The 13797-nt window shown below is 65.8% G+C and carries 14 protein-coding genes; 7 read left to right on the plus strand and 7 right to left on the minus strand.

Annotated features, from left to right (window positions below; all coding sequences use genetic code 11):
* Nucleotide 1 precedes the first annotated feature (1 nt).
* Complete coding sequence (locus U5809_RS13250) at nt 2-463, minus strand: (2Fe-2S)-binding protein (RefSeq protein ID WP_069252121.1); 462 nt, start codon at nt 461-463, stop codon at nt 2-4.
* A 181-nt stretch (nt 464-644) separates the two neighbouring features.
* On the opposite strand from U5809_RS13250, the gene U5809_RS13255 reads away from it, so the two are divergent.
* Complete coding sequence (locus tag U5809_RS13255; RefSeq protein ID WP_322086840.1) at nt 645-1568, plus strand: AraC family transcriptional regulator; 924 nt, start codon at nt 645-647, stop codon at nt 1566-1568.
* Nucleotides 1569-1586: 18 nt separating this feature from the next.
* Here U5809_RS13255 and U5809_RS13260 read toward each other — a convergent pair whose 3' ends face one another.
* From U5809_RS13260 to U5809_RS13280, 5 genes are read right to left on the minus strand one after another with little or no spacing between them, the layout of a single operon-like run.
* On the minus strand, nt 1587-4244 hold the full coding sequence (locus U5809_RS13260; protein ID WP_322086841.1) for a glycosyltransferase: 2658 nt from the start codon (nt 4242-4244) through the stop codon (nt 1587-1589).
* 26 nt (nt 4245-4270) lie between these two features.
* Entirely contained in the window at nt 4271-5674 is a 1404-nt protein-coding gene (locus U5809_RS13265; protein WP_322086842.1) for a UDP-glucose/GDP-mannose dehydrogenase family protein, read from the minus strand.
* Between the two features lie 47 nt (nt 5675-5721).
* Nucleotides 5722-6711 (minus strand): UDP-glucose 4-epimerase GalE, encoded by a 990-nt coding sequence (galE, locus tag U5809_RS13270; protein ID WP_322086843.1) that lies wholly within the window; start codon nt 6709-6711, stop codon nt 5722-5724.
* Nucleotides 6708-7715 (minus strand): UDP-glucuronic acid decarboxylase family protein, encoded by a 1008-nt coding sequence (locus U5809_RS13275; RefSeq protein WP_322086844.1) that lies wholly within the window; start codon nt 7713-7715, stop codon nt 6708-6710. Before U5809_RS13275 ends, galE begins: the two co-directional genes overlap by 4 nt.
* Nucleotides 7708-7932, minus strand: coding sequence for a hypothetical protein (locus U5809_RS13280; RefSeq protein ID WP_322086845.1), 225 nt, complete (start codon nt 7930-7932; stop codon nt 7708-7710). The genes U5809_RS13275 and U5809_RS13280 overlap by 8 nt, the downstream gene beginning before the upstream one ends.
* 409 nt (nt 7933-8341) lie before the next feature.
* Between U5809_RS13280 and U5809_RS13285 the strand changes: the two genes are divergently transcribed.
* From U5809_RS13285 to U5809_RS13300, 4 genes are all read left to right on the plus strand, one after another.
* Entirely contained in the window at nt 8342-8749 is a 408-nt protein-coding gene (locus tag U5809_RS13285; RefSeq protein WP_322086846.1) for a hypothetical protein, read from the plus strand.
* 1016 nt (nt 8750-9765) lie between these two features.
* Nucleotides 9766-10089: a hypothetical protein gene (locus U5809_RS13290; RefSeq protein ID WP_322086847.1), complete on the plus strand. Its 324-nt coding sequence runs from the start codon at nt 9766-9768 to the stop codon at nt 10087-10089.
* A gap of 111 nt (nt 10090-10200) precedes the next feature.
* Nucleotides 10201-10791: a hypothetical protein gene (locus U5809_RS13295; protein ID WP_282508897.1), complete on the plus strand. Its 591-nt coding sequence runs from the start codon at nt 10201-10203 to the stop codon at nt 10789-10791.
* Nucleotides 10792-10864: 73 nt separating this feature from the next.
* The gene (locus U5809_RS13300; RefSeq protein ID WP_059239774.1) at nt 10865-11146 is read left to right on the plus strand and encodes a hypothetical protein; all 282 of its coding nucleotides are present in this window, start codon (nt 10865-10867) and stop codon (nt 11144-11146) included.
* 22 nt (nt 11147-11168) lie between these two features.
* Here U5809_RS13300 and U5809_RS13305 read toward each other — a convergent pair whose 3' ends face one another.
* Complete coding sequence (locus U5809_RS13305; RefSeq protein ID WP_322086848.1) at nt 11169-11444, minus strand: hypothetical protein; 276 nt, start codon at nt 11442-11444, stop codon at nt 11169-11171.
* On the opposite strand from U5809_RS13305, the gene U5809_RS13310 reads away from it, so the two are divergent.
* On the plus strand, nt 11431-12921 hold the full coding sequence (locus U5809_RS13310) for a chemotaxis protein CheA (RefSeq protein WP_322086849.1): 1491 nt from the start codon (nt 11431-11433) through the stop codon (nt 12919-12921). The two genes, U5809_RS13305 and U5809_RS13310, sit on opposite strands and share 14 nt — an antisense overlap.
* A 156-nt stretch (nt 12922-13077) precedes the next feature.
* A complete protein-coding gene (locus U5809_RS13315; protein ID WP_322086850.1) occupies nt 13078-13662 on the plus strand; it encodes a hypothetical protein in 585 nt (194 codons plus the stop codon).
* Nucleotides 13663-13797: the final 135 nt, after the last annotated feature.

The following is a 13797-nucleotide window of genomic DNA, read 5'->3' on the forward strand; positions in this document are numbered from 1 at the left end:
GTCAGGCTCCCAGCGTCGCGGCGGCGTCGTGGATCGCGGCCCGGATACGGGCGTAGGTCGCACAGCGGCACAGGTTGCCGTTCATCGCGGCGTCGATGTCCGCGTCGGTCGGCTTCGGGTTCTGTTCGAGCAACGCGGTGGCCGACATGATCTGGCCCGACTGGCAATAGCCGCATTGCGGCACCTGCAGCTTGACCCAGGCGGCCTGCACGGCGTGCGCGGGCTTGCTTTGCAGGCCTTCGATCGTCGTGACGTGCTTGCCCGCGATCCCGGCGAGCGGCAGCACGCACGAGCGGACGGCCTGGCCTTCGAGATGCACCGTGCACGCGCCGCACTGCGCCATGCCGCAGCCGAACTTCGTGCCGGTCAGTCCCGCGTGTTCGCGAATCGCCCAGAGGACGGGCATCGACGGATCGGCGTCGAGCGTGACGTTCTTGCCGTTCAGGACAAACGAGGTAGGCATTTTGTATGTCTCCGTGGGGAAAACCCGGCATGCGCCCGGTTAGCGGGCAGTGTGCGCGAGCAGGAGAAGTTTGCGTCTACCCAATCCTGCAAATTTATTGAACAATCCTGCAAATCCCCGGCACGCGGCGGGCCGTTTCGCTATGCTCGCGCGACACGGAGAAATCATTCGAGGATGCGTCATGGACATGACCGATATCGTGGCGTCGCGCGAATCCGGGCGGCGCGAGCTGGCGTCGCTGATCGGCCGTTTCGCACCGGCCGACGGCTCGCATTCGACCGCCGTGCCGGGTCTGATGCTGCATCGGCACACGCGTCCGGTCGATCTCGGCTGCGGCGTGTCGCGGGCTGCGCTCGTGATCGCCGCGCAGGGCGCGAAGCGCGTGATCGTGGCTGGCCAGGCCTACGAATACGACACGCACAATTGCCTGATTACGTCGATCGACTTGCCGATCCTCTCGCGCGTGACGCGCGCGTCGGCGGATGCGCCGTACCTGTGCCTGTCGCTGACGCTCGATCCGCAGCGGATCGTCGAGCTCGCGGCCGAGATGCGGTTGCCCGAGCCCGACGCGGGCCCGGAAGGCGAGGGGATCGCGCTCGCCGAACTGACCCCGCCGCTGCTCGACGCGGCGCTGCGGTTGTTGCGGCTGCTCGATACGCCGGCCGACATTCCGGTCGTCGCGCCGCTGATCGAAAAGGAACTGCTGTACCGGCTGATGACGACCGGGCAGGGCACGCGGCTGCGGCACATGGCCATTGCGGGCAGCCAGACGCACCGGATCGCACGCGCGATCGAATGGATCCGCGATCACTTCGCGGAGCCGATGCGCGTCGAGTCGCTCGCGCAGGCGGTCAACATGAGCGTGTCGTCGCTGCATCATCATTTCAAGCACGTGACGACGCTGAGCCCGCTGCAGTATCAGAAGCAGCTGCGGTTGCACGAAGCGCGGCGCTTGTTGCTGCGCCAGGGCGGCGACGTCGGGTCGGTGGCCGCCGTCGTCGGTTACGAAAGCGCGTCGCAGTTCAGCCGCGAATACAGCCGGCTGTTTGGCGCGCCGCCGATGCGCGACGTCGTGCACCTGCGCAAGAAGGAACTGCTCGGCTGACGTGCTGCCGGCCGGCGGTTATTTCGCGACGACCGTCGTCTGCAGGAACGCCGGCGCGATTCGCCAGTCCGGCACGTAGTGCGCCGGCCACGCGCCGGGTGTATCGACCGCATTGAAATAGACCACGGCCTTCAGCAGCGGATAGCGCCATAGCGAGCGCTGGAATTCGTCGAGTTCCTCGCGCTTGCGCGCATTCGACCCGTCGACGCCGAGCTCCGCGACCATCACCGGCAGCCCGTAGTCGGTTACCCGCTCGTATTTGGCCTGCAGGATGCTCGCGGCGGAGAAGTGGCCGCCGGACGGCCAGATCGCGCAGCGTGGACAGTCGAATACCGACAGGCCCACTTCGTCCACATAGCCGCGGCCGGGGAAATAGTCGTCGAGGTTCCGGTTGCCGGCCGGCGACCACACGAAGCGGATCCGGTCGGTCATCGCGCGGCACGCGGTCACGACGCGCCGGTATGCGTCGACGTAGGCCGATGCGTCGCCGACAGCCCACGGGTAACGTCCGGTGTCCGCCTCCATCTCGTGGCCCCAGCGCACGAACACGGGGCCCTTCAAGGCCGCGAGCGCCGAGCAGGTGGTCGCGATCCGGGCGTCGTAGCGCCCGTGCGCGATATCCGCGAGCAGCGAGCCTTGCCGCGTGTCGCCGGCGGCCCAAGGCTCGATGGTCAGCATCAGCGAGCGGTTGCGGGCCTGCGCGGTCCGGTACGCGTCGCCGATTTGCGCGCCGAGGTCGGGCGCGTTCCACGACACGAACACATGGTCGAACGTCAGCACGGGATCGGCGCTCAACCGTTGTTCGGGATCGTACGCGCCGAGTTCGGGCTGCCTGACCGGTTCGCCCGGCGCCGGCGCGGCCGTTGCGACGGCCGGCATACCCGAGCGCCACATCATCGCCTGCCAGCCCTTCGGCGCGCGCAGCCCGATGCCCGTCAGCAGCATCGCGAGCGCGACGGCGAACAGCGCGTTGCGCACCGGCAGGCGGCTCGCGAACATCTGCCCGAGCGTCGACGCGGCGAGCCCTTGCTCCCGGCCGTGATTGACTGCGACGACGGCCGCGATCACGAGATAGAGGATGCTCGTCAGTGTCGAGAACAGATAGAATCCGGCCGCGTTGCGCGGGTTCTCGACAGCGACGACGGGCAGGCTGCAGAACAGCGAAATCAGCAGGTACGGCGCGACCACGCGCAGCGGCGCATCCTGCTCGATCGTGCCGCCCTTCGGCGTGACCTTGAACGGGAATTCCTTGCCGCGCACGCAGTCCAGTATCGCCGACAGGCAACCGAGCACGACCCACGGCCAGCGCGCGAAGACGAACGCGAGTCCTTCCCAGGACAGCAGCTTCGTATTCAGCGGACGGCACGACTGCGTCGAATGCGTGGCCCAGGTGACGACGCACAGGATCAGCACGGTGAGCGGCAGCGCGTAGGTGAGATACGTGAGGTAGTCGACGTGCGCCCAGACGCGGCCGGTCAGCAGCGCGACGACCGGAATCACGACGCTGCCGGCCATCGCGAGCGCGCAAAGTGGGTACCACAGCTGGCAGAACAGGAACTGCGCCTTCAGCTTCAGCGGCAGGCCCGTGAAGTAGCGGCGCGTGTAGCGCAGCATGATGATCATCACGCTCTTGGACCACTGGAATTCCTGCGTCGCGAGATCGCCGAACGTGCGCGGCCCTTCGCCGTTCGCGATCGCGTTCAGCGCGTGCATGCCGCGCCAGCCGTTCGCGTTGAAGATCATCGTGGTCGAGTGATCCTCGGCGAGCTCGGGCCCGAGCCCCCCGATCTCGCGCAGCGCGCGGCAGCGCACCGCATAGTGCGAGCCGATGCACAGCGGCGCGAGGCCGCCCGCATAGCCGGCCTGCATCGTGCCGTGCAGCGGCCCCTCGACGTTGACGCGACCGCGCGCGCTCCAGCTGTCGCCCGCGTTGCTGTCGCAGATGCTCGGTGCCGACACATAGCCGATTTCCGGATCGACGAACGGCCGCAGCATCTCCTCGAGATAGGTACGGGTCGGCACGTGGTCGGCGTCGAGCTGCGACACGAAATCGTAGTTGTCGTAGCCGACCATGTCGTAGAAGTACGCGAGATTGCCTTCCTTGCATTTGGTGCGGCGCGGCCAGCTGGTCCGGTGGTACGCGGCAATGCCGCGCCGCGTCGACACGAATACGCCGTGCTCGCGGCACCAGTCGAGCGTTTCGGGCGACGGGTCTTCGTCGGCGAGCCAGGTGTCGTGCGGGTAGGTCTGGTCGAGCATCGCGAGCAGTGTCGTACGGACGATGTCGAACGGCTCGGACGGCGCCTTGGTGACGACCATCGCGACGCGCCAGTCGCGTGGTACGGGCAGTGAAGGATTCGGCACGACCGCCGAGCGGATGATGAAGATGAAGTAGCCGGGAATGAAGGTGGTCCAGAACAGCACGAAGCAGTTGACGCCGAAGCGGAACGCGTCGACATAGTGCTCGTCGCGCAGCCACCAGCGCCAGAAGATCCCCAGTGCGACGAACCAGCACAGCGCGAGGATCTGGAAGACGAACCGGGTTCCGCTGTCCATCAGCGGCACGACGAGCGGGATGCCGGGTTGCTGCGTGCCGGCTTCATTTGATTCGGAATCCGTTGTGTCGTCGGTTTCCGGCACAGGGCCGCCGGCAAGCGACGCAACCAGCTTCTTCATGGCGCTCTCCCGTCAAGGTCGGACCATCAGTCTTGAAGCAGGCTGCGTGGCAGCCGGGTGTCCTCGCCGGCATGCGGCTGCTCGTGCGCCGGTTCGGCCGGCGTGCGCTCGCCGCACGAACGGCCCACGCGTTCGTAACGGCGAAAGCCGCTGTCGACCGCCAGCTGTTCGCTGAACAGGTTGCGCATGTCGAGCATCACCGGGTCGGCCATGTGATCGGCCAGGTCGGCGAGATCGAGCATCTCGAACGCTTTCCATTCGGTCATGACGACGACGGCGTCCGCGCTGCGCACCGCGTCGACCGCCGAGCCTTCCATGAATACCTTGGGCAGCAACCGCGTTGCCTCGTGCGGACGCGCCGGGTCGTACGCGCGGATATGCGCGCCCGCACCGACGAGCAACTGGATCACGTCGATGCTCGGGCTCTCCCGCACGTCGTCGGTCTGGCCTTTGAACGTGAGGCCGAGTACCGCGATGCGCTTGCCTTTGATCGAGCCGCCGCACGCGTTCTCGATACGGCGGAGGATCTGTTCCTTGCGCAGCGCATTCGATTCGATCGCCGCACTGACGATGCGTAGCGGCACCGCGTGCTGGGAGGCCGTCGCCTTCAGCGCGCGCGTGTCCTTCGGGAAGCACGAGCCGCCCCAGCCGGGGCCGGCCTTGAGGAACGACGCGCCGATGCGGCGGTCGAGGCCCATCCCGTTCGCGACCAGCTCGACATCGGCGCCGACCGCTTCGCACAGGTCTGAGATCTCGTTGATGTAGCTGATCTTCACGGCGAGAAAGGCATTCGCCGCATACTTCACGAGTTCGGCCGTCTCGATCTCGGTTGCAAGCACGAGATGGCCCGTCGCTTCCAGCGGCGCGTAGATCGCCTGCATGATCTCGATCGCGCGCGGATGCTCGGCGCCGAACACGACGCGATCCGGATGCATGAAATCGTCGATCGCCGACCCTTCGCGCAGGAACTCCGGATTCGATGCGATCGCCGCGTCGACGCCGTCCGGCGCGCAGCACTCGACGATTTTCCCGACGATCCGGTTGGTGCCGACCGGCACCGTCGACTTGGTGACGATCACCGCGAAACCGGTCAGGTTCGACGCGATTTCCCGCGCGGCCGCCTCGACGTACTGCAGGTCCGCGTGATCGGTGCCCGCCAGCGTCGGCGTGCCGACCGCGATGAACACGGCATCGCGATCGCGCACGCTCGCGGCCAGGTCGTTGCTGAAACGCAGTGTGCCGCGTGCGACGTTGCGTGCGACGACGGCATCGAGGCCCGGCTCGTAGATCGGCATGACGCCTTCGTTCAGCGCGTCGATCTTGCCGCGATTGTTGTCGATGCAAATGACGTCATGCCCGAGATCCGCAAGGCACGCGCCGCTCACCAGCCCGACGTAGCCGGTGCCAACGATGGCGATCCGCACATTCATGATGAGCCCCCTGGGTAGCGTTCGAGAACATGGTTGTAGTGAGCTGCTCAGCTGCTGGGTTCGAGTTGCTGCGCCTTCCGATGCCATGTCGCGGCGTGTTCGACCATCTGTTCGATCGCGGTGAAGCGCGGCCGCCAGCCGAGCACGCGCGCGGCCTTCGTCGCGTCCGCGTACAGCGCGGGCGGGTCGCCCGGGCGGCGCGCGGCCATCACCGTCGGTACGCGGCACCCGGTTACGGCCTCGACGGCGCGCAGCGCCTCGAGCACGGAAGTCCCCTTGCCGGTGCCGAGATTCAGCGCGACGCTTTCGCCGCCGCCGCACAGATGGGTGGTGGCCCTCAGGTGCGCATCGGCGAGGTCGCTCACGTGCACGTAGTCGCGAATCGCCGAGCCGTCGGGCGTCGGGTAGTCGGTGCCCATCACCTGGAATGCGTTGCCCGTGCCGAGCGCCGCACGGATCGCCAGCGGCAGCGCGTGCGTTTCAGGCGCGTGGCATTCGCCGATCTCGCTGTCCGGATCGGCACCTGCTGCGTTGAAGTAGCGCAACGCGACCCACTTCAGCCCGTACGCGCGCTCGAAATCGGCGGCCATTCGCTCCATCGCATACTTCGTGAAGCCATACGGATTGATCGGCTGCTGCGGCGTGCGCTCCGAGATCGGCAGCGTGTCCGGAACCCCATAAGTCGCGCACGACGACGACATCACGATCCTGCCGACGCCGGCCGTGTGCATCGCGCTGAGCAGCGTGCAGGTGCCCGTCACGTTGACCGTGTAGTAGCGCTCGGGCGCGAGCACCGATTCGCCGACATACGCGAGTGCGGCGAAATGGATCACGACGTCGGGCCGGTGCGCGGCGAGCGCCTTCGACAACGCGTTGCGGTCGAGAATGTCGGCGACGACGAGCGGCCCCCATCGCACCGCGTCGCCATGGCCGGTCGAGAGGTTGTCGTAGGCGATCGGCTCGTGTCCGGCTTGCGCGAGTGCCTTGCACGTATGGCTGCCGATGTAGCCCGCGCCACCTGTCACGAGCACTTTCATGCGACCGCTCCGGTCGGGCGCAGCACCGGCGCGAGCCACAGTTCGCGGCTGAAGTAGTCGACGGTCCGGCGCAGCCCTTCATCGAGATCGATCGCCGGTTGCCAGCCGAGCTCGGTCGCGGCGACCGAGATGTCGGGCTTGCGCTGGTGCGGATCGTCGATCGGCAGCGGCCGGAATACGATCTCCGATGTCGAGCCCGTCATCGCGAGCACTTGCTGCGCGAGCTCGAGCATCGTGAATTCGCCGGGATTGCCGATGTTGACCGGCATGCCGACGTTGCGCTCGGCGCTCATCAGGTTGAAGAAGCCGTCGATCAGGTCGTTGACGAAGCAGAACGAACGCGTCTGCCTGCCGTCGCCATAGATCTCGAGCGACTCGCCGTTGAGCGCGGCGACGATGAAGTTCGACACGACCCGGCCGTCGCGTGGCGACATGCGCGGGCCATAGGTGTTGAAGATGCGCGCGACACGCACGTCGATGCCGTGCGTGCGGTAGTAGTCGTAGCACAGCGCCTCGGCCGCACGTTTGCCTTCGTCGTAGCAGGCGCGCGGGCCGATCGTGTTCACGTTGCCGCGATAGGTTTCCGTCTGCGGATGCACGCCCGGGTCGCCGTAGATTTCGCTGGTCGATGCCTGGAACACGCGCGCACCGGTCTTGCGCGCGAGCGCGAGACAGTGGTTCATGCCGAGCACGTTCGTCAGCATCGTGTGCACGGGATCGATCTGGTACGTGGGCGGCGAGGCCGCGCACGCGAGATTCCAGATCTCGTCCACCTGCAGCTGGGGCAGGCCGAGCGACACGTCGCCCTTCACGAATTCGAAGCGGCCGGATGCCTTCAGATCGGCGATGTTGAGCTTGCGCCCCGTCAGCAGGCTGTCGACGCACGTGACCGTTGCGCCTTCCATGATCAGGCGCTCGCACACGTAGCTGCCGAGAAAGCCGGCGCCGCCGGTCACCAGCACGCGCTGACCGGCGCGCGTTTCGAGCGGTGCGCGGTCATTCATCGCCGTCTCCTTCGTCGAGCATATCGAGGAACCACAGGTCGATTTGCCCGACGGCGACGCGCACACGCTCCATCCCGCTGCACGGGTGCCGTTTCGGCAAGCGCCGGTCCGCCTGGTCCGATGTCGACGAAGCGCCACGACAGGCGCTCCGGTTTCGCTGACAACCCCGTTGATGCTTGAACGGCGCAAGCGCCGATCGATCGGTGGTGATCTTCATCGCCGTTTCCCCGACACGCTGATTGCGAGCGGCCACTGCCCGTGAATCGTGTGTGGTGGCGTGCCGCTCGGTAAGAGCCGGACATCAGGCAATCGGCATGCCATGGACGACGCGGTCCCGCCGGGCGCGGGCGCGGCGATGCCATCGCCGATCGACAGGCGTGCAGGCGTTTCACGCGTGAATCGTGGGGACAGGGGAATGACCCGGGCGAGCGCCGGATCAATGCGATTCGATACGACGAAACGCTCGATAAATCAGGCTTTTACGAGATTGTTAACGTAAAACGCATGCTTAATCGGCATGTTTCATCGATGAGAATCGGGCGAATAAATGCTTGGAAAACGTTGCTCGAATGTATCGCTTGTCAGGATGTCTCCGAAGTGAAAGGTGGAGCGCGCCGGAATGAAAAATGGCGCTGGTGGTTTTGTCGGGATTCCGCGTTTACATTTGTTTTAATTATTACGCCGGTAACGGCCGGGATGGCAACATTTTTCGTCGTGTGATCGTGTCGGTATTTTCACGGATGAATCAAATTCGTTTCGACGATCGGGGTGCGCGCGTGCCGGCGGCGCATCGAAGGCCGCTGCACGTGGCCCGGGAGCCACACGCCGGGCGAATCGATTCTCGTTCTTTTGGGACCTTAGCCTGGTTGCGTACATCGCGAAGCGTGGTTCGTCAGTGGAAATCTGGTTCCCGCCCAGCCGGCGCGGCTGGGCGCTTCTCAAGTTTGAAACACCCGTTCATCTTGCCGTCCGGCAAGGCTCCACGGGCCGGATTCGTCCGTCTAATCGCGGTATTGCTTCGCGACGCTCAATGATCGCGGCACGAGCGCAATCGTTGTCGCGATACATTCCTGAAACAAAAAATGACGTTTCCGGCGAAATGACCCGGTGTGGCGGCGATCTGCCGTGCGCAATGCGCGACGGGACAACATGTGGCACGCCGCTTGCGGTATTGGACGCATCGGCGAGCGGTCGACGCGATGCAACAAAGATGTGGGGGCGACCAACTCGTCTATAGCAGTCGGGGAAACGGCGATGAAGACCATAAGCAGTAGCGTGATCCGCGCGTATTTTGCGCACCAATGGGGTAGTCGGAGAAACCGGGGTGAGGCTCACGACGCAGTGCCAGCGTCGCGGGTATTCCATTGCCGCTTTTCCGGCCTCCGCACCGGCCGCGTGTCGGGGCAGTTGTCGCTCCTCGCGGCAACCGGGCGACAGCGGTGCTCGTTTTCATTCAGTTCACCCGGATTGGCCAGGCTGTTCGTGCCGGACAGCGTGATGCCGTCCCGTCTTCAACCGTGCAGAGCGGTTTCGATCGCGCCGGGCCAGTACCGGCGCCGGCCGGATTAGATCGAACGCAAGCCGGCCTTCGCCAGCTCAGGGAGCAAACATGCCATCTGTCTGCAATGCGGCACCGTCATCGCTCGGCTGACGAGCGCAGTTTGAACGGCTGTCGTATTTTGCGGTGGTATATATTCGCGCATTTTTGATTCCGGAAACGGATGCCAGTGCCGGTATCCGTTTTCGACGAGGTATCGAAAATCGTGAGCCGAGGGTGTGTTAATCATCCCGGTCGCGCAATTCACGGTGTTTTATTAAAAATTAAATGTTCATAAAAATAATAGAAAACACCTATCCATAAATTTTGGACAATCCAAAAACATAAAACTAGACTTCGGCTGTCAAAAATAACGAAGACTTGAAATTGCGAGGCAGTAAAAATTTCTTGATTTGATAGTAATCCTTATTTTTTAAGGATTGCTCGAGGCAGGAAGGTTGATGGCGTGCAGCCTTCCTTGCTCATTCTCTCCACGCCGTTATGGAGTCGACCATGAAGAAGCTTCTGATTGCAGCAGCAGTTCTGGCGGTTTCGGGTGCAGCGTTCGCCGCCAGCGGCACGGTGTCGAGCAGCAACTCGTCGAGCGGTGGCCAGACGATGGCCGGTGTTGCAGGCTTCGGCCATTTCACCGCAACCGATTCCGGCTCGGCACTCGGCGCAGCCGGCGCAATGGCGGGTGGCCCGGGCAGCGGTTCGATCTCGTACACGAACCACACCCAAACGTCGACCGTCGGCGGCTTCGGCTTCGGCGGCGCACAGGCTGGCGGCAGCAGCGGTGCGAATGCCGGTTCGATTGGCTGGACGTATCACCACTAAGCCGCGGCGCGTAGCGTTCGTCATTGGCTGGCGGTACGGATGCCGGGCTTCACCCCACCAGGGCGAGCCTGGCTCCGCCACCGCCGAACTCACTCACAGCAAGGGATTGCTATGAAAGCCAAAGTCATATTAGCGACAGCGCTCACCGTCCTATCGTCGGCCGCATTGGCAGCGGGTTCGTTCACGACCAACCAGACGCAATCCGTTGCCGCGGGTGTGTCCGGGTCGGTACTGGTCGGCTCCGGCAGCTATACGAGCAATTCGACGTCGACGGCTGGTGCAAGCGCCGGAAGTACCGTGACACCCGCTGGTTCCGTCGGCACGGCGTCCGCCAACCACAACTCGACCTCGACGGCCAGCGGTTCCGGCACGAACGGGGGCGCGTTCGCGGCAGGCGGCGGTATCGGTGCCGCAGGCTCGTACGGCGGAAACAGCAGCACGAACGAGAACGCCAACGCATTGTCGGGAGGGGTGACCGCCACGATCGTACTCGGCGCGAACCACTACACGGCCACGGGCGCGAACGACAACGGCATTGCCAACGCGGGTGCCGCTGGACTCACGGGCAGTGGTGGATCGGCTGCGATCACGGGTTCGAATCACTACAACTCGTCGACCGCGTGGAGTACCGGTCCGGCTGGTTCGCCGTCAGCGTCGGGCGGAAGCCAGGGCAGCTCGAGCGCGACCGGGAGCAGTCATTAGTCTGGTGTGGGGGGACCAGTTTCCCAGCGACGCTGGTCTCTTTTCCCGCACTGTTGTCACGTAAGGAGTTGGCATGAAGCAGAACCTGATTGCCGCCGCTCTGATGCTCGCGTCTCTGACGGCGTATGGCGCTGACCGTGCTGCCGATGGTGTGCAATCGACTATGCAGACGTCAAACAACCCTGACCAGACAACCAAACCGTCAGAACAACAAACGCTTTCGTCGGGCAGCGCCATCGGCGGACCGGACGCCCAGCAGTGGCAGGGCATGTCGGCCGGCTCGTGGTCCCAGCTGGGCAGTGGCTGGAAGCAGTTCGGGGAAGCAGCGAAATCTGAAGTCATTCAGGGGAATTAGCACGGTTGCCTGGGTGGGAGGTTTAACCTCGTCCGGAGAGTGAAATGAACAGCAACAGGATCAAGGTGGCATGCGCGGCAATGTTCGCGATGACCACGATCGGTGCCCAGGCGCAAACTGCCGACTCGACTTCGAGCGCGCAGTCGTCGACGTCGTCGACGGCCGTCAGCCAGGGTGGTGGCTCGAGCATGAACACGAACACCACGAGCTCGCGCGGCGGCAATGCCACCAGTTCCAGCGGGGTGCGCGGCAGCGGCAATTCGAGCGTGAACGTGAACGTGACGATGCCGTCCAGCACGAGCGGCGGCTCGAACGTGACGCCGCAGAGCGTAGGCACGCTGGCTTCGTCCGGCTCGCCAGGCACCAACCCGTACAACACCCAGACATCGGAAAACGTCAACTACTCGGGTACGCAGACGATCAAGACCAACCCGGCGATCCAGGCGCCGGGCCTCACGACCACGCTGTCCGACACCTGCATGGGCTCGGTGAGCGTCGGCGTGTCGTTCCCGGGGTTCGGCGCGACGGGCGGCACGACACTGGTCGACCAGGCTTGCGTCCGGCGTCTCGATGCGCGTGAATTCCGTGCGATGGGCCTGACCGACGTCGCGCTCGCGCTGCTGTGCCAGAGCGATGCGAACCGGCGCGCGGTGGAGGCGACCGGCCACCTGTGCCCGGGCACGACCGCGCCGCTCGCGCGTTCGAACGTGGCGCCGAGCGTCGAGGCGACCGTCGCGGACGACGTGAAGTATCGCGACCCGATCGTGCGCGACCGCATGGGCCTGCCGCCGCTCGGTTCGGCCGCACCGGCTCCTGCGCCGACGCGTCCGATTCAGACGACGTCGGTGCAGGCGGCGCCTGTGCCGATCCCGGTGCCTGTCCCGGTGCCGGCAGTCGCGCCGGTTGCCGCCGCACCGGCAGTCGCAGTGCCGGCCGTCGCGGCGCCAGCCGTTGCCGCCGCGGCACCGGCAGTGGCTGCGCAGGCAGCAGCAGCGCCCGCGGTTGCCGCGGCACCTGCTGTCGCCGCTGCACCGGCCGTTGCCGCCGCGCCCGCAGCAGCGGTCGTACCGGCGGCCGCGATGGCAGCCGTGCCGGCCGCGGCCGTCATTGCCGCGCCGGTGGTTGCCGACAAGGCCTCGCAAGCGCCTGCCGCACCGGTGGCCGACACGAAGGCTCCCGAGCCTGCGCAGCCCGTAGCCGACACGAAGGCCCCCGAGCCCGCACAGCCCGTCGCCGACACGAAGGCCCCCGAGTCTGCGCAGCCGGTTGCCGACACGAAGGCACCGGAGCCCGCGCAGCCCGTTGCCGACACGAAGGCGCCCGAGCCCGCCCAGCCGGTTGCCGACACGAAGGCCCCCGAGCCCGTGCAGCCTGTCGCCGACAAGGCACCGGAGCCGATGCCGGCCGCGACCGACAACGCAGCGCAGGCCGCCGGCGAACCCGTTGCCGAACCGATGCCGGCGGCTGCCGTCGTCACGGCGCCGGTAGCCGACGCAAAGGCTGCCGAGCCGGCCCCGCAAGCGGCTGTCGAAGCGCCCGCTCCTGAAGCTACACAGCCCGCCGCCGCAGCAGCGCCGGCCGACATGCCGGCTGCCGACGCGAAGGTGCCCGAAGCGGTCGAATCCGCTGCCGCACCGGCTGCGCCGCCCGCCGACATGCCGGCGTTGACCGACCCGGCCCAGGCGTTGCCGCCGGCCGCTGTCGACCAACAGGCCGCACCGGCTGCGCCGGTCGCGCCGGCGCCGGCCGTCATCTCGACGAGCACGTCGTCGTAAGTGCGCGGGGCCGCTTCCCGTGCGACCGGAACACCGGCCGCACGGGAGCCGTTCGGCCCCGATGCCCGACGATCGTTTCCGTTTGGACGGGTGTTGGTCCCATCCCCGAGGTCAACACCTCTTTTTGCCTGACGAGGATGCAAGGAGGCCTCAATCATGAGGATCTTTTTGGTCGCTTTGCTGCTGGTCAGCGTGCAAGCCGCTGCGCAGTCCGTTTTCCAGAATCCCGCAGTGTTCGTCATCCTGAGCGAGCAGACTGCCGCGAATGCCGTGAGCGTCCAGCAGGCGCTGACGACGCTCGGGCGCTCCGACAACACCGCTTGCGCGCCGATGATGATGGTCGGCGACCCGCAGATGATCTACATGATGCCCGAGGAGGGGCACGCGCCGTCGTGGCAATCGCCGGTGTATGGCCGCGGCGCACCGTTCGAAGCGCAGAACGGGCCGTCGTCGACCGGCAAGACGGTCGGCGCGATGCAGCACGCCGAGGACATGCAGACGCTGCCGTGGAGCGACGGGAGCGCGATCACGCAGAAGATCGCCGGCGAGTCGAACGTGATGGCGGCGGACCGGGTGAGCGACTGGCAGCGCAGCCGGCTCGACAAGATCGAGACGGCCCGCGCGGCTGACGTGACGGTAAACGGCAAGACCTATCGCGCCTATCGCGACGATCTCAACCGATCGGCGAAGCCGGTCATCGAGCCGCAGATCTACACGCAGCGCGTCGTGTTCTGCCGATAACGAAACATCGATTCGAGGACGGGGCGGCGCCGCGCCGCGGGACCACGGGGCCCCGCCACATGCGATCCGGCAACGGCCGTCCCGACATACAACTCTACGCGGCGAGGCCATCGTGAACTATTGCTGCCAGCTCAG

It is taken from the genome of Burkholderia sp. BCC1999 (assembly GCF_905339975.1).
Lineage (GTDB): Bacteria > Pseudomonadota > Gammaproteobacteria > Burkholderiales > Burkholderiaceae > Burkholderia.

Coding starts and splice junctions, on each gene's coding strand:
- U5809_RS13250 (WP_069252121.1), bottom strand. CDS start 463: ATGCCTACCTCGTTTGTCCTGAACGGCAAGAACGTCACGCTCGACGCC.
- U5809_RS13255 (WP_322086840.1), top strand. CDS start 645: ATGGACATGACCGATATCGTGGCGTCGCGCGAATCCGGGCGGCGCGAG.
- U5809_RS13260 (WP_322086841.1), bottom strand. CDS start 4,244: ATGAAGAAGCTGGTTGCGTCGCTTGCCGGCGGCCCTGTGCCGGAAACC.
- U5809_RS13265 (WP_322086842.1), bottom strand. CDS start 5,674: ATGAATGTGCGGATCGCCATCGTTGGCACCGGCTACGTCGGGCTGGTG.
- galE (WP_322086843.1), bottom strand. CDS start 6,711: ATGAAAGTGCTCGTGACAGGTGGCGCGGGCTACATCGGCAGCCATACG.
- U5809_RS13275 (WP_322086844.1), bottom strand. CDS start 7,715: ATGAATGACCGCGCACCGCTCGAAACGCGCGCCGGTCAGCGCGTGCTG.
- U5809_RS13280 (WP_322086845.1), bottom strand. CDS start 7,932: ATGAAGATCACCACCGATCGATCGGCGCTTGCGCCGTTCAAGCATCAA.
- U5809_RS13285 (WP_322086846.1), top strand. CDS start 8,342: ATGGCGCTGGTGGTTTTGTCGGGATTCCGCGTTTACATTTGTTTTAAT.
- U5809_RS13290 (WP_322086847.1), top strand. CDS start 9,766: ATGAAGAAGCTTCTGATTGCAGCAGCAGTTCTGGCGGTTTCGGGTGCA.
- U5809_RS13295 (WP_282508897.1), top strand. CDS start 10,201: ATGAAAGCCAAAGTCATATTAGCGACAGCGCTCACCGTCCTATCGTCG.
- U5809_RS13300 (WP_059239774.1), top strand. CDS start 10,865: ATGAAGCAGAACCTGATTGCCGCCGCTCTGATGCTCGCGTCTCTGACG.
- U5809_RS13310 (WP_322086849.1), top strand. CDS start 11,431: ATGCCGTCCAGCACGAGCGGCGGCTCGAACGTGACGCCGCAGAGCGTA.
- U5809_RS13315 (WP_322086850.1), top strand. CDS start 13,078: ATGAGGATCTTTTTGGTCGCTTTGCTGCTGGTCAGCGTGCAAGCCGCT.